We start from the raw sequence: 21,961 nt of genomic DNA, 5'->3' as shown, positions 1-21,961 counted from the left end.
ACTCCCTCTCCTTTTGGGAGAGGGCAGGGGTGAGGGCGGCGCGCGTTAGCGGGGACGCCCTCTGGCTATCCAGTCTTCTACGACCCGCATGGTCAGGCGGTAGCGGGCGCAATTGTTTACCGTGAGCTTGGTCAGTTCATCATCCAGCATCGCGGCAAATTGCTGTGCATCATTGCCCGGCTCCAGCGAACTCATCGCGACGGTGGCCCTCCGGCCTTCACGTACGATGGCCTGAATGGCTTCATTGAGTCGCTCGCGGTGTTTGACGCGAAACGGGTCCGGCACGCCCATCGATTCAAGTATCACGGCGTACTTCCTCAAAGCTCGTCGGTAAGTCCAGGCAAAAAGCTCACTAGCCAAAGAGACATCCAGAAGCTCGTATACGCCGATCATGGCGAGCGCATAGTCGTGCGGGTCAACGTCGAGGAACGACAGCGGCGCGCAGTTATACAACATCAGAGGAATGTTGGCCGCAAGCCGGCTCGTGCGCTTGTTGCCATCTTCAAATGGTTGCAGGTAGGCGAGATTGATCCATAGAAAAAACGCAGCTTCTGCGGGGTTCTTGATGAGCCGGGCACGCTCGACGATGGTGTTCAACATTTCGGCCAACAGGGATGGCACCTGGGTCGGCACGTACACAGTGTTGCTGATGTTGACGACCTTGGTTCGGATGGCGCCGAGTGCATCGGCGCTATCCAGCAGGTCCTGCATCAGCAAGGAATGCAGGTTGGAAATGACAGGGCCGGTCAAACCATACTGGGGGACGGCGTCCACCATGAATTCGATGGCGCGCTTGTGGTTGAGTAGCATGACGGCGTCGCGGCTGCCGTCATGCACGCCCTTTTCAAACAATTGCTCGGTCGCCAGCAAGCTGTAGGTGTTTCCCTCCAGGCGCGAGGAGGACCAGGACAGGTCAATGAGTAACGGCTCAAGTACCTTGCGCGCATAGGTGCCGGCTGCCTGCTGCCCCTGCATCCGACCTTCGTTGTACAGCGCTTGGGCTAAATTCGGAGGCAGCAGTGACGACACGTTGGGCGCGTAGTCATCCACGAATTTGCGCTGGTAGGTGACCGGATTGCGTGCTGCCAGCGGGCTTAGTAACGTATCCAGGAGCGCCCGCGCGGGTTCGGACCAGGGCGGAGAGACGGTTGCCCCCATCCAGCTGTGGGCATGTGCCACGTTCTGGAGGTCTGCGATGGCATCGTTGGGCAGGCTGTATCGGGTGGCTCGGGCTTTTCCGGCACGCGTCAGTCGTTGCTCGCGGACCAACTGCTCCAGATGTCGCTTCAGCGTTGCCAGGCTGATACCCGTCAGTGTTGCCAGTTCGCTGGAACTGACCGCTGGCGCGCCCGCTGCACGCGCGCGAATGGCACTCAGAATCCGCTGTTGAGTCGCTTGTTGATTCACTCGTATCAGCTCGGTGACTGGCTCAATTGAGCCGATACCCGATATTAGCTCAAAATGAGCTGATATTTTTGATCGGATTGCTTTCCGCTATGAGTGCCGTTCGGAAGTCGCCCAGCTTACAAAGAGAAAGAGAAAGTTGTACCGCGCAAGTTGTACAGCTCTTCATTGGTGTGACAACATGTTGAGCGCCACCGCTTCGGCCACCTCGATGCCGTCCACGCCCGCCGACAAAATGCCGCCCGCATAACTGGCGCCTTCGCCGGCCGGGTACAAGCCCCTGACATTCAGGCTCTGGAAATCGTCGCCGCGCGTGATGCGCAGCGGTGACGAGGTGCGGGTTTCGACGCCGGTCAGCACCGCGTCGTGCATGTCGAAGCCCTTGATCTTCTTGCCGAAGGCCGGCAGCGCCTCGCGCATGGCCGTGATGGCGTAGCCGGGCAGGGCACTGGCCAGATCGGTCATCAGCACGCCAGGCTTGTACGAGGGCTCCACGCTGCCGAGCTGGGTCGAGGCCTGGCCCGCCACAAAGTCGCCGACCAGCTGGCCCGGCGCCACGTAGCCGCCGCCACCCAGCATGAAGGCGTGTGACTCGAGCTGGCGCTGGAAGGCGATGCCGGCCAGCGGCCCGCCCGGGTAGTCGGCCGGGGTGATGCCGACCACGATGCCGGCGTTGGCGTTGCGTTCGTTGCGCGAGTACTGGCTCATGCCGTTGGTCACGACGCGACCCACCTCCGAGGTGGCCGCGACCACGGTGCCGCCCGGGCACATGCAGAAGCTGTAGACCGAGCGTCCGTTGGCCGCGTGGTGCACCAGCTTGTAGTCGGCCGCACCCAGCAGCGGGTGGCCGGCGTGCTGGCCGAGCCGCGCGCGGTCGATCAGGCCCTGCGGGTGTTCGATGCGGAAACCCACCGAGAACGGCTTGGCTTCCATGTAGACGCCGCGTTCATGCAGCATCGCAAAGGTGTCGCGTGCGCTGTGGCCCAGCGCCAGCACCACGTGGTCGGCGCGCAACTCGTAGCTGCTGCTGTCCTGCAGGTTCTGCACGGTCAGCCCGCGCATCTGGCCGCCCTCGATCAGCATATCGCTGACGCGCTGCTGGAAGCGGATCTCGCCGCCCAGCGCCGTGATCTGCTCGCGCATGTGTTCCACCACCTTGACCAGCTTGAAGGTGCCGATGTGCGGTTTACTCACCAGCAGGATCTCTTCGGGCGCGCCGGCCTTGACGAACTCCAGCATGACCTTGCGGCCGAGGAAACGCGGGTCCTTGATCTGGCTCCAGAGCTTGCCGTCGGAAAACGTCCCGGCGCCCCCCTCGCCGAACTGCACATTCGATTCCGGGTTCAGCACGCCCTTGCGCCACAGGCCCCAGGTGTCCTTGGTGCGTTCCCGCACCTTTTTGCCGCGCTCCAGCACGATGGGCTTGAAACCCATCTGCGCCAGCAGCAGCGCCGCAAAAATGCCGCAGGGGCCGAAGCCGACGACGACGGGACGCACGGCCGGTGCGCTGTCCACCTGGGCCACCAGGTGGTAGCTCTGGTCGGGGGCGGGGCGGATGTGGGGGTTGGCTTCAAACTGCCTGAGCAGTGTTTGCTCCAGTTCGGGGCTGGCGAGTTCCACGTCGGCGATGTAGACCAGCAGCAGCTTCTGTTTGCGCGCGTCGTAGCTGCGTTTGTAGATGCTGTGGCGCAGCAGCTCGGCAGGCTGGATGCCCAGTGTCTTGACAATCAGCGCCGGCAGCGCGTCTTCGGGGTGGTCAAGCGGCAGCTTGAGTTCGGTCAGGCGGATCATGGGGGTTACCTCGTGGATCTGTATTTCGGATCTATGAAGTATTTTAAGCCCTTGGCCTATATGGGATGGGCGCACTCAGCTATTAAAACAGTAGCAACCGGATTGCCGGGATAATAGGAGGGTGAAGCACGCCAGACTGCCGCTGGTGCAAGGGTGGAAACACCGCACTGGAGGAAGGTCCGGACTGCATAGGGCAGCGTAGCAGCTAACAGCTGTCCACCGTGAGGTGAGGATCAGAGCTACAGAGACGAGCCGGTTAAGTCCGGGTGAAACGAGCAATCTCTACGCGCAGCAATACCAAGTAGGCACACGTTGACGGGGCCCCCGGAGTGTGCGGGTAGGTAGCACCGAGCCGTCTGGCGACAGACGGCCCAGATTAATGGCAGTCACGGGGCGGCGACCGCAAGGAAACCGTTCCGCACAAAATCCGGCCTATCGGCGGGCTTCACACTTTTTCATGCGCACTGCCGATCCGGGCAGGGCGCTCAGTACTTGCCGGACAGCAGCGTGCCGGCACCCGGCACCTGGGTGGCCAGGCCCAGGCGCTTGAGCATGGTGTAGGCCGTGCAGACCGAGGCGGAAATCACCGGCAGGCCCAGTTTGTCCTCCACGATCTGGATGGACGCCAGCGAAGGCATTTGCACGCAGGCCGACAGCACCACCACGTCCACGCCCTGCGTGTTCAGCCGGCTGACAAGACGGCTGGGTGCCAGCGGGTCTTGCGCGCCGACTTCGAGGTTGTCGGCAATTTCCAGCGACAGGCTGTCCATCACCTGAAAACCTTCATGCTCGATGTAGTCCACCACCATTTGCGTGAGCGGCTTCATGTAGGGCGTGAGCACCGAAATCTTTTTCGCGCCCAAGGCCTGCAGGCCTTCGACCAGCGCACCGGCACTGGACACCACGGGCGCGGGTTTGCCGTTGGCCAGCGTGACCTCGTGCAGGCGCTTCTCGGAGGCGCGGTGGTAACCGAGGCCCTGGCTCATGATGGCCACCAGGCAGGCGTAACCGAGCACGTCCATCCGGCCGTCCGACAGCTCCAGCGCGCAGCGGTCCGAGGCGGCGTCCATCGCGGTCAACTCTTCCTGGGTCACCTTCTGCATGCGCATGCGGCTCGAGTGGAAGGTGAAGCGCTCCGGAAAATGCGGCTCGCGGGCGCGCAGCATGGCCGGAATCTCGGTCTCCATGGTGGTGTTGGAACTGGGGACGATCTGTCCGATGCGGTAGGTGCGGCTCATGGGGGCGGGTGTCCTGAAAAATGTCAGTCGGCCTTGATGCCGGCCGCCTTGATGGTTTTGCTCCAGTAGGCGAGGTCGGACTTCACGAGCTGGGCCAGCGCGTCGGGGCCCTGGTAACGCAGCTCAATGCCTGCGGCATCGGCACGGGTTTTTACTTCTGGAAGTTCCAGTGCGCGCTTGACGTCGGCCGTCAACTTGGCGATGACGGCCGGCGGGGTGCCGGCGGGGGCGAACAGGCCGACCCAGGCTTCCAGCTTGAAGCCGGGCAGGCCGGCTTCGGCCGTGGTCGGGATCTGCGGCATCTGCGGGCTGCGCTTGTCGCCGGTGACGGCAAAGGCCTTGAGCTTGCCGGCCTGCACATGGCCCATGACCGACGGCGGCGTGGTGATGAACACCTGCACCTGGCCGCTGAGCACGTCCTGCACCGCCGGGCCGGAGCCGCGGTAGGGAATGTGCGTCATGAAGGTGCCGGTCTGCTGCTTGAACACTTCGGTGCCGATGTGCGACAGCGAGCCTGTGCCCTGCGAGGCGTAGTTGAGCTTGCCCGGGTTTTGCTTGACGTAGGCGATGAATTCCTTGAGGTTGTTCGCGGGCACCGAGGGGTGCACGGCCATCACGTTGGTGGCGACGGTCAGCAGTGCCACGGGCGCGAAGTCCTTGATCGGGTCCCAGGGCAGGTTGGGCGTCAGCGCAGGGTTGCCGACGTGGTAGGCCGAATAGGAAACCAGCAGCGTGTAGCCATCGGGCTTGGCGCGCGCCACGGCTTGGTAGGCGATGTTGCCGCTGCCGCCGCCGCGGTTGTCCACCACCACCGACTGGTTGGCCACGCGGCCCAGCGGCTCGCTCAGCAGGCGGGCCGAAGCGTCCACAAAGCCGCCCGGCGGATTCGGCACGATGAGGGTGATGGGTTTGGAGGGGTAGGCGTCCTGGGCCATGGCCAGCGTGCCCAGGCACAGGGCGGCCGTGGTTAAGAGGTGTTTGATCATGGGGTGTCTCCTGGATGATTTTTTGGGAACCGAAGGCGTATTTTTGAACGGCGTGAAATTCGTGTCCAATATATTGTTAGTCTTGATCAAGATCTTTAAGGTATCAATCAACCGCCATGGAACTGCGTCATCTGCGTTACTTTGTTGCGCTGGCCGAGGAGCTCAGCTTCACCCGGGCCGCGCGCCGGCTGCATGTGTCGCAGCCGCCGCTGAGCCTGCAGATCAGCCAGCTCGAGCGGGAAATCGGCGCGCGGCTGTTTCAGCGCACCAGTCGCCGGGTCGAGCTCACGCTCGCGGGCCAGGCCTTTCTGATCGACGCGCAGGCCGTGCTGGCCCGCGTGGACGAGGCCGGCAACCGGGCCCGCGCGATCGGGCAGGGCCTGGCCGGGCGCATCGACATTGGTTTGTCGGGCTCGCATTTCCTGGGGCCGCTGCCGCGCATCATGGCCGGTTATGCGCAAAGTCATCCCGAGGTCGAGGTCAATCTGCACGAGCTCAAGCCGGCCGTGCAGCTGCAGGCCCTGCGCGAGCGGCGCATTGACCTGAGCGTGTCACGCACGCCGGTCAACGACGCGGTGCTCAGCAGCACGCTGCTCTGGCGCGACCCGGTGGCGGTCGCGTTGCCCTTGGGCCATGCGCTGGCGCGGCGCCGCCAGCTGCGGTTGCCGGATTTGCGCGACCAGCCCTTTGTGATGCTGCGCACCGATTCGTCGGCCCATGCGCAGTACATCCATGACTGCTGCGTCCAGGCCGGGTTTTCGCCGCAGGTCAGCCAGCGCGTGCTGGAGTTACCCGCGCTGCTGAGCCTGGTGGGGGCTGGCATGGGCGTGGCCCTGATTCCGTCGTCGCTGCGCGGCCTGTTTCCGGACCAGATCAAGGTGATCCCGCTGGGCAAGGAGGCGCCGCATGCCGATGTCTACGCGGTGCAACGCAGCGCCGAGCCGGCGGAGGTGGTGCAGGCCTTTGTGCGGCTGGCGGCGGCTAGTACGGTCCTCCCTGCGGCAAGCTGAGGTGGACTGGCCGGGCGCTGCCCCGGGAGCGTTTACAGGTTGAAGAGCCCCTGCGACTCGATCCGCTCCACATGCGCCAGCAGCGAGCGTTTGGCCACCGGCCAGATGCGCGGGTCCACATCGTCATAAGCGGCGGCCACCCACTCGTCCATGCTGCCTTGCGGTTGCGCCTGCATCACGCCGATGATCTTGGCCTCGCGTTTGAGTCGGTGGGCCTTGAGTTGGGCGATGACGGTTTTGGCCTCCCCCAGCACATGGCCGTGCGCCGGCGCGATGAACTCAATGCCGTGTTCGTCGCAAGCCGCGGCTAGCACATCCAGCGAATCGAGGTAGGCGTTCATGTTGCCGTCGGGCGGGTCCACCACCGTGGTGCTGCCGTTGAGGATGTGGTCGCCGCTGAACAAGATGCCGTCTTCGAGCAGCACCAGGCACAGGTGGTTGGCCGCGTGGCCGGGGGTGTGGATCACCTTCAGGGTATGCATCATTTCGCCTTCCGGCCCTTGTCCTGCAAGCGTCAGCAGCTCCTGATTTTGTAGCGCCCGGTCGGGGGTGAAGGTACTGGCCGCGCGCGCCGTGGGCGCCGAGGGCAGGCCCAGGATAGGGGGCGTGTTGCTGCACATGGCCTGCAGCGGTTGGGCGCCTGGCGAATGGTCGGCGTGCGAGTGGGTGCAGACAATCATGCGGATGTTGCCGCCCGCCGCGCGCCACAAACGCTGCAGGTGGTCGGTGTCGGCCGGGCCCGGATCGATCACGATGTAGCCGGTGGCCGGGTCGCCGACCAGGTAGCTGTTGGTGCCCGGGCCGGTCATCACGCCGGGGTTGGGCGCGGTCAGGCGCATCAGGTTCTTGAGCAGGGCCACCGGCTGCGCTGTCTGCCAGTCGAGCGTGTGCACCATCTGGCCGTCGGGGCTGGTCAGCGCCAGTTCGCCATAAGGCGCCTCGTGCTCCATGTAGCGCGCTTCGGCGCCGGCCAGAAAACCGGCGCGCGGGCAGGAGGTCCACAGCGGCTGTTCGGACGCGGCGCAGGCCTGCAGCACGGCGTCCACGGTGGCGAAATGCTGCAGGCGCTGCAGCGTGCGTATGGTCGGGAAGATGATGAAAAAGCCGCCGGCTTCATGGCGCGCCAGGGCATCGGCCGGGCGCACCCAGACCGGCTCGAACTGCTCACTTTCGTCGGCGACAGGCTCCTGGCCCTCAGGCATGCGCGCGACCAGAAAAGGCACGTCAAAACGGCGCGGCAGGTCGCGGTCGGTGACCCAGTGCGCGAGAACAAACACCTGGTCACCGGCGAGCACCAGGCTTTTGTCGCGGCATTGCGCGGCAAACGGCGCCTTGCGGTCCAGCGCCGCAATGTCGGCGGTGCTGGCGTGGCTGCCGTCGGCATGGCGAGCCAGCAGCACACCGAGCTCTTCAAAACTTTCGCGGATGGCGGCAATCGCCTGCGTCAGGTGCAGGTCGGTCTGGGTCGCGCGGCGGGGGGACTGCGCATGTGCTGCCGCATCGGCCGCATCGATGCCGCCGCCTGGGAACACATAGGCGCCCGGCGCAAAACTGGCCGTCATCGAACGCCGTGTCATCAGGATTTCGATGCCCTCGGCACTGTCGCGCAGCAGCAGCACGGTGGCGGCAGGGCGGGTGGGCGCGGGCTCGCGCTGCGGGTAGAGGAGTTGGGTGGGTCGGACCATGACCTGATTTTGCAGTGAAACGGCGGACGGCGGCTGCGGCAGCCCATGGCCGGCCGCGATTGGTAGCATGCTACGTGTTTACCGCAATGGCGTTTTGGCGGCGGCGTGGGGATACTGGCCCCCACCTTATTTGCAGGATGTGAATCATGAAACACTGGATTTCCAGAACCGCCCTGGCCATGACGGCCGCCGCCCTGTGCGCCACCCCCCTGAGTGCCATGGCCCAGGCCACTTCGACGGGCTCAGGACAGGCCACTTCGGCAGGCTCAGGACAGGCCTGGCCCGCGAAACAGCCGATCAAGTTGGTCGCCGTTTTCCCGCCCGGCGGCTCGGTCGACCAGGTTGCGCGCATTCTCGCCGTGCCGCTGTCGCAGCAGCTCGGCCAGAACATCATTGTCGAGAACAAGGGCGGTGCCTCGGGCTCCATCGGCACCGCCGCCGTGGCTGCCGCGCCGGCCGACGGCTACACCTTTGCGGTGGTGTTCGACACCCATGGCGTCAACCCCACGCTGATTCCCGGCCTGCCGTTCGACACGCGCAAGGACCTGGCGCCGGTCACGCTGATCGGCACCTCGCCCATGGTGCTGGCGACCTTTGCGGCCTCCGAGTACAAGAGTTTTGCCGATGTGGTGGCCGCGGCCAAGGCCAAGAAGAACGTGAATTACGGCAGCATCGGCTCGGGCAGCCTGGGCCATCTGGCCATGGCCTTGCTGGGAAAAAGCGGCAACATCGACTGGCAGCACGTTCCCTACAAGGGCGGCGGCCCGCTGATGACCGACGCCGTGGCCGGCCATGTGCCGCTGTCCATCGCCTCCGTGTTTGTGACCAAGCCGCACATCGACAGCGGCCGCATGCGCCCGTTGGCCGTGACGACCAGCAAGCGCTCGCCCGATCTGCCGAATGTGCCAACGGTGGCCGAAAGCGGTTTTGCCGGCTTTGACGCGCCGGCCTGGTGGGCCATCCTGGCACCGGCCAAAACACCGCCCGAGGTCCTCAAACGCATGAACGAGGAAGTCAGCAAGGCGCTGAAAAATCCGGAGATTGCGAAAAAGCTCAGCGCCCAGGGCATCGACATCGTCGGCGGTTCTTCCGAGTCGGCCCGTGTCTTCATCGACAAGCAGATCGACACCTGGGCCAAGGTGGTGAAGGACAATGGGATCAAGGCGGATTGAACGAACGGCCATTCAAGCGATGAAAAAGGGCCTGCGGGCCTTTTTTGCGTCTGTACGGGATGAAAGAGCACGCCTGACTGTAAGACCAATGTTGCCCATGTTGCGTGGATGCTGCATTGTGTCGCCCCGGCCATGCCAGGGAATGAGAAAGCCTGTCGGGCACACACAGGTTTTCCCAAGTTGAAGGCTATAGTGAATTAAGGTGTGCGATCGCGCACCTAGTCTGGCAAGCAGGTACGAGTAAAACAGGGTCGGCAACTTTGTCAGATGCAATATACCTGCGCTTATAGACAGCGTATTGACGTAACTTCATGAATTCAAACGTGTTTTTCAACCGGCGGGAGCCATGTTATCTGACCACCCGTCATGTTATTCCGCAGTTTTGCGGGATATATCAAAGTTGGGGTTCATAGGAGGACTTATGCATATTCGCCTGATCACTGCAGCGACCCTGGCACTGCTCAGCCATCATGCTTCAGCGAAAGAGTGTTGGGCGCTCACCGAAGTCAGGGGCCAGGTAGCGTTCTCTGACGAAAAATACGCATTTCAGGCGGATAAATATTCCAATCCAATGGTGCTTTGCTTCAACGATGAAAAGACTGGGACCGTTTCCGGCGATGACACGAGCTTTACCCGCTTCGGCGTCTCCACGCTAATTGGGTGGGCTCAGAACAAGGACATCGAGCTTGTTGAGACATATCAGATCGATCGCGCTCGTGGCAAGGTCCTCTTTACAAAAACCAGAATTGGCACAGCTTCCGTAATTCCGGGCGGCCCGGATCTCGTAGGGTCGTTCGCTGGGAAAGCAACAAGGATGAAGGAATGAACCCCAACCAGGCGTTCCACGCGACGGTCCTCGCGCTGCGCGCTCAGCCCGCGCGTGAACGCCGGCGTTAGGCGCCTGAAGACACCACCCCGCAACTATTGATCCGGCCCGATGATGTATTAATTTCCGTTCGGGTTGAGCTTGTCGAAACCCTTCGACAAGCTCAGGGCGAACGGTTCATATTTCATAGGGCCGGATCAATAAGCAACATTGAACATGGCCGAAAACTGGAACGACTACCAAGAGGAGACTGCTTCGCTCTTTCGGTCCATGGGACTAGAAGTTTCCACGAACGTCACAATTCAGGGCGTGCGTACGACCCACGATGTTGATGTCGTAGTCAAGTCTCACCACGTAGGATTCGACGTCACGTGGCTTGTTGAGTGCAAACACTGGAAGTCGCCGGTTTCCAAGCTTCACGTATTGGCGCTTCGAGAGATCGTTGCAGACGCAGGTGCCGACCGAGGAATCTTGTTGTGCGAAGCCGGCTTCCAGAGCGGCGCGGTTGAAGCGGCGAACCTTACTAACGTCAGGGTAACCTCCCTTGAGAACGTGCGCGTCATTGCTGGAGGCGATGTCTCAGCGATGCGATTGCGAGAACTCTACGACAGGGCTGAGGCCTGTCGAGAAGGGTACTGGGAGATTCCAAAAAGCAAACGCATTGCACAGGGTCTGCGTCACGATGTCGGCGAGTGGGGCTACTCGGGAGCGCGAGCACTGAGATCTGCGGCGACCTGATTACTCGCGCCTTTCGCGGTGTCTATCCGTTTCGACCAGACTCTCTTCAAGCGTTGGTTGAGTTCGGGAAGGATCGACAGTTTGGGTCCGCCGAGGAAGTCATCGCAACAATCACTCCGATGGTGCAAGAGCTCGAAGTCAAACTCGCCAAGGCAGCACAGGATGCAGGCGCCTAACCCCTCATATATGGACTCCCCCTCAACGGCAAGAGGTTGATCGGTAGTTTGGCTTTAGGGGAAGCGCCTGCAGTCGTATATCCGGCATCCTGGATTGGGCTTTGCCGCCGTCACTGCAAGCCTTGCAGCAACTCCAGAGTCGGAAAGCCGTCCGCCGGCAGGCCCTGGCTGCGCTGGTAGAGACGTATGCCGCGCCGCGTGGCGGGTCCCATCGTACCGTCGGGCGTGCCGCTGTCGAAGCCGCGTGTGTTCAGCGCCGTCTGCAGCGCCAGCAACTGGCTGCGCGACAGCGGTTGCAGATCACGCGGCCAGGCGGTCTGTACCGCGGGGCCGCCGGCCAGGCCCTGAGCCAGCAGGCCGATGGCGAGCGCGTAACTGGTCGAGTTGTTGTAGCGCAGGACGGTGCGGAAGTTGGGGCCGACCATGAAGGCCGGTCCGCGTGCGCCGGCGGGTAGCAGGAGGGTGCTGTCGGCCAAGGCGGGCAGTGGCGCGCCGTCCATGGACTGCACCCCCTGGGCCGCCCAGGCCAAGGCCGGCCGCCGCTGCTCGCCATCGGCGAGGGCCAGGTCGAATCCCGGCGGCAGGCGCACCTCCAGCCCCCAGGGCTGGCCGGCCTGCCAGCCGGCTTTGGCCAGGAAGTTGGCGGTCGAGGCCATCACGTCGGGCAGGCTGCCCCAGATGTCGCGCCGGCCGTCGCCGTCGGCATCAACCGCATAGGCCAGAAAGTTCGTTGGCAGGAACTGCGTCTGGCCCATCGCCCCGGCCCACGACCCCACCATCTGCGCGCGGTCTATGTCCCGGTTCTGCAGAATCTTCAGGGCGGCGAGCAACTGGCCGCGCGCCCAGGCCTCGCGCCGGCCTTCGAAGCCCAGCGACGCCAGGGCGGCTATGGTCGGGATGTCGCCGGTGTTGCTGCCGTAGTTGCTCTCCATGCCCCAGATCGCCACCAGAATCTCTGCCGGGACACCGTAGCGCGCTGCGGCGGCATCGATCGCAGGACGCGATTGCAGCAGCCTGTCCTGGCCGCGGCCTATGCGCTGCGCCGACACCGCGCTGTCGAGGTAGTCCCAGACAGCGCGGGTGAACTCGGGCTGGGCGCTGTCCAGCTCGGTCACGCGCGGAATGAAGCGAACGCCATCGAAGGCGAGGCGCAGCGTCTCCTCGGTGATGCCGGCTGCGCGTGCGCTGGTGCCGAAGTCGGCGATCCAGCGCGCAAAGCGCTGATTGAGTTCTGCGTCATCGGGCGCAGCTTGCGCCGGGCTGCCGCCTGCGGGTATGGCTTGAGCGATGGCCGAAGGCGTGGCGGTACCCGCCGCCAGCGCCAGGATTCCCACCAGAACGGTAGCCAACCGGGGACGGGAAAAACCAAAAAAACGGGAGGGTGTTCGCAGGGTTTTCATTTCGCCTTCTCTGGACGCGGGGTGGATGAGGTGCGCCGAATGACAGGCCCCTGCCTGCCGCGCTCAAGGCGGTGGCCCCTGCATGAAAAGCCCGGGGCCTGTTGCGCCTTGGTCAGCTATGCATGCTCCTCCGGCGACACACCCAGCGCCACCAGGAAGCGCGCCACCATGTTGTAGGTGGCGATCGCGCTGGTCAGCTCGACCAGCTCAGTCGTATCGAAATGTTTGCGCAGGGCCTCGAACACGTCGTCGCTGACCTTGACGTCCAGCGTCATCTGCGCGGCGTAACGAATCACCAGCTGTTCGACCGCGCCCAGCGCCGGATGCGCCGCCGAGGCGCGCGCATCGGCTTTCACCAGGCCATTCAGCGCGTCGAGCTCGGCCTGGCTGCCGCCGGCGGCCAGGAAGTCCGGCGCGTGGTGTTTGTATTCATAGGCCGCGCCGGTCAGCAGCGCGACCGTGCAGATGCCGAGCTCGCGCATCTTGCGGCTGGTCGGCAGGCCGGTGCGCACCGCACCGAGGTAGACGTTCCAGCCGCGTGCCAGCGGCTCGCTCCAGAGCAGGGCCTTGTCGAGGTTGATCAGGGTGCCGCCGCGGCGTTTCAGGATGGCATCGACGAGGTCCTGGGGTTGGGGTTTGAGGGCGGGCGTCCAGTCGGGAATGCGCATGGGTTGTCTTTCGGGAAGTAGTGCAAGTGGGGAAGGAGGGCGGCGCAGCCTCAGCGGATAATGCCCGGATGCTAATCCGATTTACCAAGATGCAGGGTGCGGGCAACGATTTTGTCATGCTTGACGAGACGCGCGAGCGCCTGAACCTGACGCCGGGCCAGTACCGCTTTCTGGCGGACCGCCACTTCGGCGTGGGTGCCGACCAGATCCTGTCGGTGCGGCCTGCGCCCGGCGAAGGTGTTGATTTTGAATACGTGATCCACAACGCCGATGGCGGCGAGGTCGAGCAGTGCGGCAACGGTGCACGCTGCTTTTTGCGCTTTGTGCGCGAGCAGGGCCTGACGGACAAGGACGTGGTCAGGGTCCGGACCCTGGCCGGGGTCATCGAGCCGCGCATGCAGCCGGACGGCCGCGTCACGGTGGACATGGGCGCACCCATCTTCGACCTGGCGCGCGTGCCCTTCGATGCCAGAGGCTTGACGCCGCAAACTGTGCATTCATGGCAAAAATGGCCTCTGGCCCTTGAGGGGCGGTCGCTAGATGCTCCTGTTTTTGTAGCGATTCTGTCCATGGGCAACCCGCATGCGGTGCAGCTGGTGGACGATGTGGAGACCGCGCCGGTGCTGCAGACGGGCCCGCTGATCGAGAACCATGTGCGTTTTCCGCGCCGCGTCAACGCCGGCTTCATGCAGGTCGTCTCGCGCAGCCGGATCGCGCTGCGCGTGTACGAGCGCGGCGCCGGCGAAACCCTGGCCTGCGGCAGCGGGGCTTGCGCGGCGGTGGTCGCTGGCATACGCTTGGGCCTGCTGGATGCGCGCGTGGACGTGCTGACCCACGGCGGCACCCTGACCATCGAGTGGCAGGGCGGGCTGGATGCCAGCACGGCGCCGGTGTTGATGACCGGGCCGGCGACCACGGTGTTTGAAGCCGCTATCGACGTTCCCGACCACCTGTAGACTGCCCCCCACTGATTGACGGAAACCACAAGAACATGAACCCAAGCGAACACTCCATCCAGAACCCGATCACCGAAGACGACATTGCCAATTTCCTGGCCAACACGCCCGACTTTTTCGAGCGCCATGCCGAGCTGCTGGCGACAGTGCAGCTGTCCAGCGGCCACGGCAGCCGGGCGGTGAGCCTGCAGGAGCGCCAGGCCGGCATGTTGCGCGACAAGATCAAGGTGCTGGAGTCCCGGGTCGTCGACATGATCCGCCACGGCCAGGAAAACGTGGGCATTGCCGACAAGCTGCAGCAGTGCACGCTGAACCTGCTGCTGACCGCCCATGCCCGCGACCTGCCCGACACCATCGTGCGCGAGATCCAGACGCAGTTTCTGGTGCCGCAGGCGGCCATCAAGGTCTGGCACGTCAATGGTATTTTTTCCATGGAAGATTTTTCGACCGGCGTCAGCGAAGACACGCAAGCCTTTGCATCCTCGCTGACCACACCCTACTGCGGCGTCAATTCCGGTTTCGAGGCCGTCGGCTGGCTGCCTGATCCGGCCCAGGCCCTGTCGGTCGCGCTGATTCCGCTGCGTACCATGACCCCCACGCTTGTCGCTTCGCGAGCCTCCGGCGTTGCGCTGCCCCTTTCACCGGATGGAGGGGCTGAGCTTGCTCGGGGCGGCCCTTCGCCGCGCTCCGACAAGTCGCCGCAGGCCTTCGGCATGCTGGTGCTGGCCTCGCCCGATCCCGAGCGTTTCAGCAGCGGCATGGGCACGGATTTCCTGGAGCGCATCGGCGAGCTGGCCGGCGCGGCGCTGTCGCGCCTGCGGCCGGCGGCCTCCGAAGCCTGACCCTGCGCTGAACCATGGCTGCGCACGGGCAACCCGCAGGCAGCGACGGCACAGCGGTGCTGCCGGCGCCTGACGCGGACCCGCTGGTCGAGCGCTACCTTGAACATGTGCGTGTTGAAAAGCGGCTGGCGCAGCGCACCGTCGAGCTGTACGCGCTGGACCTGCAGAAACTGCAGGCGAACTGCCGGCAGGCCGGCGTGGCGCTGACCCATGCGCAAAACCTGCACATGCGGCGCTGGGTGGCCCAGATGCACAGCGGTGGGCGCAGCGGGCGTGGCATCGCGCTCATCCTGTCGGGCTGGCGCGGCTTTTACACCTGGCTGGGCCGCGAAGGCCTGGTCAGCAGCAACCCGGTGCAGGACCTGCGCGCGCCCAAGGCCGCCAAACCGCTGCCCAAGGCGCTCAGTGTCGATGAGGCGGTGCAGCTGGCCGCCTGGCGCAGCGACGGCACGGCCGGCGATGCGGCCCTGCAGGCCCGGGACCGCTGCATCACCGAACTGCTGTACGGCTGCGGCCTGCGTATCGGCGAGCTGACCGGGCTGGACGCGCTGGCCAGCAGCCAGGCACGCGGCTGGGTCGACATTCAGGCCGCCGAAGCACACGTGCTGGGCAAGGGGGCCAAGCGGCGCAGCGTGCCGGTGGGCAGCAAGGCGCTGGAGGCGCTGCAGGAATGGCTGGCGCTGCGCAGCGCCTGGGCCAAAGAGGACGCGGCGCTGTTCATCAACCAGCGCGGCACCCGCCTGACGCCGCAACACATCCGGGTGCGGCTCAAGCAGCGTTCCCTGCAGGCCGGCCTGGCCACGCCGGTGCATCCGCACATGCTGCGGCATTCGTTTGCCAGCCATGTGCTGCAGTCCAGCGGCGACCTGCGCGCGGTGCAGGAACTGCTGGGCCATGCCAACATCACCACCACGCAGGTCTACACGCGGCTCGATTTTCAGCACCTGGCCAAGGTTTACGATGCCGCGCATCCGCGCGCGACGGTGGCGGGCATCAAAACGGCTGGCAAGACCAAGCCCTGAGCTTGCGGCTTCACGACCGGCAGCCTTCGACAAGCTCAGGACGAACGGATAAAAAGAAGCGACCGCGCAGGCATCTCTTTTCAAGCAGGGGCCGCGGCCCCCTCGGGGGTCATCCTTCGACAGGCTCAGGACGAACGGAAATTCAGCGAGCGGACGTGGGGCGTTTTTCCCCTACCAGCCGGGGCTGCGGATCTGGCTCTGCCAGTCCGCAGGCGCAGCGCCCCCTCGGGGGTCATCCTTCGACAGGCTCAGGACGAACGGAAGCGCAGCGAGCGAACGTGGGGGCTCTATTTATAGTCGGGCAGCATGAACACCGCGCGCCTGCTTTCGGGCGGTATGCCGGTTAGCCGCCGGGCCAGGCGGCCCAGCACGATCTCGGCGGTCGGCCCTTGGCGCGGCACCAGCGCATAAGCCACGCGGACCTGGGCCACGCAGTCCACAGGCAGGCCCTTGTAGGGCATCAGGCAACGCGCCACGATGCGCGGCCCCAGCGTGGCGGCTTCTTCCGCGGAGAACGGGCCTTCCACCAGCATGCCAAAACGCTGCTCGGACAGGCGCGCGGCGCTGTCGATTTCGCGCGCGGTCGACAGCAGCCGCTCGGCCACGCGCAGCGGCAGTTCCTCGGCGGCACGGCGTCCGAAGTCGCGCTGGATCTGCGCGCTGTTGACCAGGTCGATCAGCAGCACGGCGCCCTGGTGCCTGAGCCGTTGCGAGCGTGCAATCATGCGTGTCATGCGTTCGACAAACACCTGCTCGTTGATCAGGCCGGTCGACGGGTCGACCCGATCCAGCCCTTGAATACGACGCATGTTTTCGCGCCGGTGCTGGCTGCGCAGCATCAGCACGACCATGACAATCGGCAATTCGATCGCCATGCCGATCTGCATGCCATACATCGTGAGAAAGCTGACGGGAATCAGGCCGCTGAGGCGGGCCAGGGGAAAGGCTGAGGCCGCGATCAGCGGCAGGCTTCCGGCCAGCAGCCAACCACCATAGCGATCGCCATGGCGCCCTGCCCATAGCAGGGCTGCAATGACAATGAACATCGAGACGACGATGTACGGCACCATGAGCTGAAAGCGGTTTGAAGGCTCCACCATGACGATGCCTGCGCTGATGACGATGCCCACGCAGCCCATGCCCGTCAGGAGGCGGTGTAGCGCGCGCGACCGCGCTGGCATGGAAACCACGGCAGAAGAAAACCAGAGCAGCGAGGCGACCGCCAGCACCGGCAATACCAGCGGGGACAGGTCGTTCCAGGCGGGCCATTCCGGCCAGAGGTGCAGGCCTGCGATTCCGGTGATGGCCGCCTGTGTCAGCGCCATCAGTGCAACGCTCACGGCGTAAAGCCCGTAGGCTGTATCGCGCAGCGACGCGGCGCTGAGGGCCGCCAGCATCACGGCCAGGCCCGCTAACCCGAAGTAGATCCCCAGAATCAGCGAAGTGCGCTGCTCGGTGCGGCTCAGATAGCTTTCGCTGACAAAGCGCAGCGGGGCACCGAAGCTGTGTGCATTTTCGATGCGCACGAGATATTTCCTGGGTTCTTCCGCAGACACGGCCATGGGCAGCAGCGGATGGCGGTGCGGAACCGGCCAGGCATTCACGGCGATCGTATCTCCGGCGCTCTGTTCATTCCACTGCTCAGCACTGTCCAGGGTAAAGAGCGACACTCGGTCGACCGATGAATAAGGAATCTCCAGGTACCAGCGTTCGGCATCCGGCGCGGGTGGCAGGGTGAAGCGTATCCATAGCGCTTGCCCCGTGGTCAGTGGGTAGATCGCCTCCGGATGGGTGGGCTGCCAGCCCGACCCGCTGGCAGCAGCGATGCCGGCGGGCGAGACTGTTACGCCGGTTTCTATCCGGTAGTCGCCCCAATCCATCAGCCCGACAGGGAGCGCTGGCGTTGAAAGGTCCAAGACCGTGCGGGCCATGGCGGCCGGGCTTGCAAGCCCGAGTCCCGAGGCCAGCAACCACCACACGGCAGCTGCCAATGCGTGCCTGAAAGCGCGAATTTGCTTTTTGAAACTATCGATGTTGACTGTGTCGCTCAAGCAAGGCATCTGATGACGTAACAAAATGTTGCAGGCTCGCAAGTACATCATGGTTCCCGGAACTTTTCAAGGCGGCAGGGTCAACCGCGACAATAGACACATGAAATCAATACGGTTGAGAGAAGGCAAGGAACGTTCGCTGCTGCGGCGCCATCCCTGGGTGTTTGACGGTGCGATTGCCCGCGGCGGGGCGGATGCCGGTGAAACGGTGCGGGTCGAGGGGCACGACGGGCAGTTCCTCGGCTGGGCGGCCTTCAGCCCGAGTTCGAAGATTCGCGCCCGGGTCTGGAGTTTTGTCGAGGCCGAGCGTATCGATGCTTCGTTTTTTGTAGCGCGTATCGCACAGGCCATAAGGGCCAGAAGCCGTTTTGACATACAAAGTGACGGAATGCGCCTGGTGCACGGGGAGTCCGACGGCTTGCCGGGCCTGGTGGTCGACCGCTATGCCGACACGCTGGTGGCGCAGTTTTCCAGCTGCGGCGTCGAGCGCTGGAAAAGCGTGATTGTCGAAGCCCTGCTGGCCGAAACCGGACTCACGCGGCTGTACGAGCGCTCGGACGCCAGCGTGCGTTCACTCGAAGGCTTGCCGGAGGCGACCGGCTGGCTGGCCGGAGGTGGGGCCACCGACCTTGTCATCACCGAACACGGCTGGCAACTGGGCCTGGACATCGCCACCGGCCACAAGACCGGCTTTTACCTGGACCAGCGCGACAGCCGCCGCAAGTTCGCCGAACACGCGCGCCGCCTGCAGTTCCAGAACGTGCTCAACTGTTACTGCTACACCGGGGGGTTCACCGTGGCGGCGCTGGCCGGCGGCGCGGCGCATGTCACGTCGATCGACTCGTCCGGTCCGGCGATTGAAAAAGCCGCGGCCAATGTGGCGCTGAACGGCTTTGACGCCGGCCGCACCACCATGCTGGACGCCGATGTTAATGCCTCGATGCGGCAGTTCCACAAGGAGGGGAAAACCTTCGATGCCATCGTGCTGGACCCGCCCAAGTTTGCGCCCACCGTGGCCCATGCCGAACGTGCAGCGCGCGCCTACAAGGACATCAACCGCATTGCGCTGTCCATCCTGGCGCCCGGCGGCGTGCTTTTCACGTATTCGTGCTCGGGCGGCATCAGCGCCGACCTGTTTCACAAGATCGTGGCGTCCGCCGGCACCGATGCGGGCGTCGATGCCTTCATCACCGAACGCCTGGGCGGTGCGCCCGACCACCCGATGACCGTCAGTTTCCCCGAGGGCGAGTACCTCAAGGGGCTGGTGTTGCTCAAAAAATAAAACTCTTCAATAAAAAATGGCTATTGCCCTTTATGGATGGGCGTAGATAGCTATCAATAACGTAGCAAAAAAGGGTCGCCGACGCTGGAACGCTTGACAGGGCCTGTAAAGTGGTCCGGCAGGCCCCGTGTGGAGTCAATGTGCGCCTCAGGGCCTTGCGTTGACGACTAAACTCCCCACCTTCACGGGTCCACCGTTCCCGTTTTTTTCCTGTATTTTTTAGGCAGACACCATGAGTTTGATTCCTGTGACCATCCTGACCGGCTTCCTCGGCGCCGGCAAAACCACGCTGCTCAAGCGCATCCTGACCGAAGCCCACGGCCAGAAAATCGCCGTGATCGAGAACGAGTTCGGCGAGGAAAACATCGACAACGAGATCCTGGTCAACGACACGCAGGAAAACATCATCCAGATGAACAACGGCTGCATCTGCTGCTCGATCCGCGAGGACCTGCGCGAGACCCTGCAACTGCTGGCCGCCAAGAAGCGCAAAGGGCTGCTGGACTTTGAGCGGGTGGTCATTGAAACCACCGGCCTGGCCGACCCCGGCCCGGTGGCGCAGACCTTTTTCATGGACGAGGAAATCGCCGAGCAGTACCTGCTGGACTCCATCCTGACGCTGGTCGATGCCAAACATGCGCCCACCCAGCTCAACGACCGGCAGGAAGCGCGCCGCCAGGTCGGGTTTGCCGACCAGATCTTCATCAGCAAGGCCGATCTGGTGGCCGAGGACGAAGTCCAGGCGCTGATGCACCGCCTGAAACACATGAACCCGCGCGCACCGCAGAAAGCCGTGCATTTCGGCGAGGTGGCCATTGCCGACGTGTTTGACCTGCGCGGCTTCAACCTCAATGCCAAGCTCGACATCGATCCGGACTTCCTCAAGGCCGACGAGCACGACCATGCCGGCCATGACCACGCGCACGGCGAGCATTGCGATCACCCGTCCCACGCGCAGGATGACAAGCACGGCCATCACCACCATCACGATGACGATGTCAAGAGTTTCGTGTTCCGTTCGGAGCGTGCTTTTGATCCGGCGAAACTCGAGGACTTCCTCGGTGCCGTCGTCAACATCTACGGCCCGCGCATGTTGCGCTACAAGGGTGTGCTGAACATGCAGGGGACCGAGCGCAAGGTGATTTTCCAGGGCGTGCACCAGCTGATGGGCAGCGACCTGGGACCGGCTTGGGCGGCGGACGAAACAAAGGTTAGCAAGATGGTGTTCATCGGCATCGATCTGCCGAAAGATATTTTTCTCCAGGGCCTGGAGCAGTGTCTGGTTTGAGGTAGGCTGTCCACACAATGCCTTGAAAGGCGGGAGGGCCTCATGATTGTCTCCATTCTCCAACGTTTAGGCGCGCGGGCATCCCAGCGTCCCGGCGAGCCGCTACAATCGCGCGCCGACTCCCCTGGCCGGTCAGCCCCGGCAAAAAGGCAGGAGGGGGAAGTCAGGGTAAGTACCGGCCTTGAAACGGCAGGTGCGGCGGCGAACAAACCGGACAATCAGGTAAAAGACAGGGTTGGGCTGACGAAAGTCAGCCTGGCCCGGAGTCAGCATGGGGACCATCCCGAAGCTGCCTCCACGAGGAGACCCAGTGTGAAAGCTCAAGCAAAAAAGTCCAAGGTCGCGGCCAAGTCCGCTGGAAAAGCCACATCAGCCGGCAAAGCCAAACCCACGACCAAAGTGGCGGTCAAGCCAGCGGCTTCGAAAACCGCCGTGAAAAAGCCGGCTCCGGCTGCTTCCAAAACCAAGCCCAAAGCGGTGGCCAAAGCCAAAGTGGGGGCCAAGCCCAAGGCGGCGCCCGTTGCGAAAAAGCCTGCGCCCGTTGCCAAAAGCCGTCCGGCCGTCAAGGCCGTGAAATCTGCCAAACCCGCCCCTATTGTTAAACCCGCGGTCAAAGCCGCCAAACCTGTCACCAAGCCGGCCCCGCCGTCCGTGAAGGGCAAAGCTCCCGCCAAACCTGAAGAAAAAGTCATTATCAAAACGATCACCAAAACGGCGGTAGCCCCCGCCGTGAAAACCCCGCCCAGCCCCGCCAGCATTGCTGCGGCGCCCGCTCCGTTGAAGACACCGGCCCTGAAGCCAGGACGCCGCGCCTCCTTGCGGAATTCCTCTTTTGCACCGCCTCCCGCGCCCATGATTCCGACCCACTCCCCTGACGCTGCGAAAGCCAGCTACTCCACCATTGCCGAGCGCGTGATCGCACCGCCCCCGCATGTGGCGGCCAAAAAAGATCCCAAACTCGCCAACAACTGGAAGGCCAAGCAGGGGGAAGAGTTGACGGACGAAGAAGTCAAGGCCATGCCGGACTCGGAGTACATGAACGACAAGCAACTGGCCTTTTTCCGGCACAAGTTGTCCCTGCTCAAGCAGGACATCCACAACAGTGCCGGTGAAACCACCGAACACCTGCGGGAAGACACCGTGGTGGTGCCGGACCCGGCCGATCGCGCAACCATCGAAGAGGAACACGCTCTCGAGTTGCGCACACGTGACCGTGAGCGCAAGCTGCTCAAGAAAATCGAGCAGTCGATCGCCCGCATTGACTCCGGTGACTACGGTTACTGCGACGAGACCGGCGAGGCCATCGGTGTGGGACGCCTGATTGCCCGTCCAACGGCCAATTTGTCGCTGGAGGCGCAGCAGCGTCGTGAACTCAAGCAGAAAATGTTCGGCGACTGACCTTTCTGTTGTCCACTTCCTCCTGAAC

At 63.8% G+C, this 21,961-nt stretch carries 19 protein-coding genes and 1 other RNA gene; 11 read left to right on the top strand and 9 right to left on the bottom strand.

From position 1 onward, the window contains the following. Nucleotides 1-45: 45 nt before the first annotated feature. Entirely contained in the window at nt 46-1,407 is a 1,362-nt protein-coding gene (locus B7G52_RS10190) for a Fic family protein (protein ID WP_096697496.1), read from the bottom strand. Nucleotides 1,408-1,569: 162 nt separating this feature from the next. Beyond that, complete coding sequence (locus B7G52_RS10185) at nt 1,570-3,195, bottom strand: NAD(P)/FAD-dependent oxidoreductase (protein ID WP_096697495.1); 1,626 nt, start codon at nt 3,193-3,195, stop codon at nt 1,570-1,572. A 123-nt stretch (nt 3,196-3,318) separates the two neighbouring features. On the opposite strand from B7G52_RS10185, the gene rnpB reads away from it, so the two are divergent. After that, an RNA gene (rnpB, locus tag B7G52_RS10180) (RNase P RNA component class A) lies at nt 3,319-3,646 on the top strand. Between the two features lie 34 nt (nt 3,647-3,680). Here the strand turns inward: rnpB and B7G52_RS10175 are convergent. Beyond that, the gene (locus tag B7G52_RS10175; RefSeq protein ID WP_096697494.1) at nt 3,681-4,433 is read right to left on the bottom strand and encodes an Asp/Glu racemase; all 753 of its coding nucleotides are present in this window, start codon (nt 4,431-4,433) and stop codon (nt 3,681-3,683) included. Nucleotides 4,434-4,456: 23 nt separating this feature from the next. Continuing rightward, complete coding sequence (locus tag B7G52_RS10170) at nt 4,457-5,419, bottom strand: tripartite tricarboxylate transporter substrate binding protein (RefSeq protein ID WP_096697493.1); 963 nt, start codon at nt 5,417-5,419, stop codon at nt 4,457-4,459. A 116-nt stretch (nt 5,420-5,535) separates the two neighbouring features. Here B7G52_RS10170 and B7G52_RS10165 point away from each other — a divergent pair, with 116 nt between their 5' ends. Further along, on the top strand, nt 5,536-6,429 hold the full coding sequence (locus tag B7G52_RS10165; protein WP_096697492.1) for a LysR substrate-binding domain-containing protein: 894 nt from the start codon (nt 5,536-5,538) through the stop codon (nt 6,427-6,429). A 32-nt stretch (nt 6,430-6,461) separates the two neighbouring features. Here B7G52_RS10165 and B7G52_RS10160 read toward each other — a convergent pair whose 3' ends face one another. Further along, entirely contained in the window at nt 6,462-8,114 is a 1,653-nt protein-coding gene (locus B7G52_RS10160) for an MBL fold metallo-hydrolase (RefSeq protein ID WP_096697491.1), read from the bottom strand. A 146-nt stretch (nt 8,115-8,260) separates the two neighbouring features. Between B7G52_RS10160 and B7G52_RS10155 the strand changes: the two genes are divergently transcribed. The 3 genes from B7G52_RS10155 to B7G52_RS10145 all read left to right on the top strand — a co-directional run bounded on the left by B7G52_RS10155 (nt 8,261) and on the right by B7G52_RS10145 (nt 10,850). Then, a complete protein-coding gene (locus tag B7G52_RS10155; protein ID WP_096697490.1) occupies nt 8,261-9,286 on the top strand; it encodes a tripartite tricarboxylate transporter substrate binding protein in 1,026 nt (341 codons plus the stop codon). Between the two features lie 421 nt (nt 9,287-9,707). After that, the gene (locus B7G52_RS10150; RefSeq protein WP_096697489.1) at nt 9,708-10,112 is read left to right on the top strand and encodes a hypothetical protein; all 405 of its coding nucleotides are present in this window, start codon (nt 9,708-9,710) and stop codon (nt 10,110-10,112) included. Nucleotides 10,113-10,328: 216 nt separating this feature from the next. Then, nucleotides 10,329-10,850 (top strand): restriction endonuclease, encoded by a 522-nt coding sequence (locus B7G52_RS10145; RefSeq protein ID WP_205853046.1) that lies wholly within the window; start codon nt 10,329-10,331, stop codon nt 10,848-10,850. A 286-nt stretch (nt 10,851-11,136) separates the two neighbouring features. On the opposite strand, the gene B7G52_RS10140 is transcribed toward B7G52_RS10145, so the two are convergent. Both B7G52_RS10140 and B7G52_RS10135 read right to left on the bottom strand, forming a co-directional pair. Beyond that, nucleotides 11,137-12,426, bottom strand: a complete 1,290-nt coding sequence (locus tag B7G52_RS10140; protein ID WP_096697488.1) for a lytic murein transglycosylase — start codon at nt 12,424-12,426, stop codon at nt 11,137-11,139. A 116-nt stretch (nt 12,427-12,542) separates the two neighbouring features. Beyond that, complete coding sequence (locus tag B7G52_RS10135; RefSeq protein WP_096697487.1) at nt 12,543-13,094, bottom strand: carboxymuconolactone decarboxylase family protein; 552 nt, start codon at nt 13,092-13,094, stop codon at nt 12,543-12,545. Between the two features lie 68 nt (nt 13,095-13,162). Here B7G52_RS10135 and dapF point away from each other — a divergent pair, with 68 nt between their 5' ends. From dapF to B7G52_RS10120, 3 genes are read left to right on the top strand one after another with little or no spacing between them, the layout of a single operon-like run. Beyond that, nucleotides 13,163-14,050, top strand: a complete 888-nt coding sequence (gene dapF, locus B7G52_RS10130) for a diaminopimelate epimerase (RefSeq protein WP_096697486.1) — start codon at nt 13,163-13,165, stop codon at nt 14,048-14,050. Nucleotides 14,051-14,085: 35 nt separating this feature from the next. Beyond that, nucleotides 14,086-14,892, top strand: coding sequence for a DUF484 family protein (locus B7G52_RS10125; protein ID WP_096697485.1), 807 nt, complete (start codon nt 14,086-14,088; stop codon nt 14,890-14,892). A gap of 14 nt (nt 14,893-14,906) precedes the next feature. Beyond that, on the top strand, nt 14,907-15,914 hold the full coding sequence (locus B7G52_RS10120) for a tyrosine recombinase XerC (protein WP_096697484.1): 1,008 nt from the start codon (nt 14,907-14,909) through the stop codon (nt 15,912-15,914). A gap of 287 nt (nt 15,915-16,201) precedes the next feature. Here the strand turns inward: B7G52_RS10120 and B7G52_RS10115 are convergent, their stop codons facing one another. Next, on the bottom strand, nt 16,202-17,845 hold the full coding sequence (locus B7G52_RS10115; RefSeq protein WP_240523388.1) for a 7TM diverse intracellular signaling domain-containing protein: 1,644 nt from the start codon (nt 17,843-17,845) through the stop codon (nt 16,202-16,204). 220 nt (nt 17,846-18,065) lie between these two features. Here B7G52_RS10115 and B7G52_RS10110 point away from each other — a divergent pair, with 220 nt between their 5' ends. After that, nucleotides 18,066-19,247 carry a class I SAM-dependent rRNA methyltransferase gene (locus tag B7G52_RS10110; RefSeq protein ID WP_096697482.1) on the top strand — a complete coding sequence of 394 codons (1,182 nt, stop codon included), beginning with the start codon at nt 18,066-18,068 and terminating at the stop codon, nt 19,245-19,247. 232 nt (nt 19,248-19,479) lie between these two features. Next, nucleotides 19,480-20,535, top strand: a complete 1,056-nt coding sequence (locus B7G52_RS10105) for a GTP-binding protein (RefSeq protein ID WP_096697481.1) — start codon at nt 19,480-19,482, stop codon at nt 20,533-20,535. Between the two features lie 320 nt (nt 20,536-20,855). On the opposite strand, the gene B7G52_RS24435 is transcribed toward B7G52_RS10105, so the two are convergent. Further along, on the bottom strand, nt 20,856-21,389 hold the full coding sequence (locus B7G52_RS24435) for a hypothetical protein (protein ID WP_371329010.1): 534 nt from the start codon (nt 21,387-21,389) through the stop codon (nt 20,856-20,858). Between B7G52_RS24435 and dksA the strand changes: the two genes are divergently transcribed. Further along, a complete protein-coding gene (dksA, locus tag B7G52_RS24430) occupies nt 21,388-21,933 on the top strand; it encodes an RNA polymerase-binding protein DksA (RefSeq protein ID WP_371329009.1) in 546 nt (181 codons plus the stop codon). The two genes, B7G52_RS24435 and dksA, sit on opposite strands and share 2 nt — an antisense overlap. Nucleotides 21,934-21,961: the final 28 nt, after the last annotated feature.

Origin of the sequence: Polaromonas sp. AER18D-145 (assembly GCF_002379095.1) — a bacterium.
Taxonomy (GTDB): Bacteria; Pseudomonadota; Gammaproteobacteria; order Burkholderiales; family Burkholderiaceae_C; genus Polaromonas.
Note: the sequence above shows the minus strand (reverse complement) of the source record. Positions and strands in the feature narration are given on the sequence as shown.

What these genes read in the sequence shown, in the direction of transcription:
- B7G52_RS10185 (WP_096697495.1), bottom strand. Translation starts at nt 3,195, where the DNA reads ATGATCCGCCTGACCGAACTCAAGCTGCCGCTTGACCACCCCGAAGAC.
- B7G52_RS10175 (WP_096697494.1), bottom strand. Translation starts at nt 4,433, where the DNA reads ATGAGCCGCACCTACCGCATCGGACAGATCGTCCCCAGTTCCAACACC.
- B7G52_RS10170 (WP_096697493.1), bottom strand. Translation starts at nt 5,419, where the DNA reads ATGATCAAACACCTCTTAACCACGGCCGCCCTGTGCCTGGGCACGCTG.
- B7G52_RS10165 (WP_096697492.1), top strand. Translation starts at nt 5,536, where the DNA reads ATGGAACTGCGTCATCTGCGTTACTTTGTTGCGCTGGCCGAGGAGCTC.
- B7G52_RS10160 (WP_096697491.1), bottom strand. Translation starts at nt 8,114, where the DNA reads ATGGTCCGACCCACCCAACTCCTCTACCCGCAGCGCGAGCCCGCGCCC.
- B7G52_RS10155 (WP_096697490.1), top strand. Translation starts at nt 8,261, where the DNA reads ATGAAACACTGGATTTCCAGAACCGCCCTGGCCATGACGGCCGCCGCC.
- B7G52_RS10150 (WP_096697489.1), top strand. Translation starts at nt 9,708, where the DNA reads ATGCATATTCGCCTGATCACTGCAGCGACCCTGGCACTGCTCAGCCAT.
- B7G52_RS10145 (WP_205853046.1), top strand. Translation starts at nt 10,329, where the DNA reads ATGGCCGAAAACTGGAACGACTACCAAGAGGAGACTGCTTCGCTCTTT.
- B7G52_RS10140 (WP_096697488.1), bottom strand. Translation starts at nt 12,426, where the DNA reads ATGAAAACCCTGCGAACACCCTCCCGTTTTTTTGGTTTTTCCCGTCCC.
- B7G52_RS10135 (WP_096697487.1), bottom strand. Translation starts at nt 13,094, where the DNA reads ATGCGCATTCCCGACTGGACGCCCGCCCTCAAACCCCAACCCCAGGAC.
- dapF (WP_096697486.1), top strand. Translation starts at nt 13,163, where the DNA reads ATGCTAATCCGATTTACCAAGATGCAGGGTGCGGGCAACGATTTTGTC.
- B7G52_RS10125 (WP_096697485.1), top strand. Translation starts at nt 14,086, where the DNA reads ATGAACCCAAGCGAACACTCCATCCAGAACCCGATCACCGAAGACGAC.
- B7G52_RS10120 (WP_096697484.1), top strand. Translation starts at nt 14,907, where the DNA reads ATGGCTGCGCACGGGCAACCCGCAGGCAGCGACGGCACAGCGGTGCTG.
- B7G52_RS10115 (WP_240523388.1), bottom strand. Translation starts at nt 17,845, where the DNA reads ATGGCCCGCACGGTCTTGGACCTTTCAACGCCAGCGCTCCCTGTCGGG.
- B7G52_RS10110 (WP_096697482.1), top strand. Translation starts at nt 18,066, where the DNA reads ATGAAATCAATACGGTTGAGAGAAGGCAAGGAACGTTCGCTGCTGCGG.
- B7G52_RS10105 (WP_096697481.1), top strand. Translation starts at nt 19,480, where the DNA reads ATGAGTTTGATTCCTGTGACCATCCTGACCGGCTTCCTCGGCGCCGGC.
- dksA (WP_371329009.1), top strand. Translation starts at nt 21,388, where the DNA reads ATGATTCCGACCCACTCCCCTGACGCTGCGAAAGCCAGCTACTCCACC.
- B7G52_RS24435 (WP_371329010.1), bottom strand. Translation starts at nt 21,389, where the DNA reads ATGGGCGCGGGAGGCGGTGCAAAAGAGGAATTCCGCAAGGAGGCGCGG.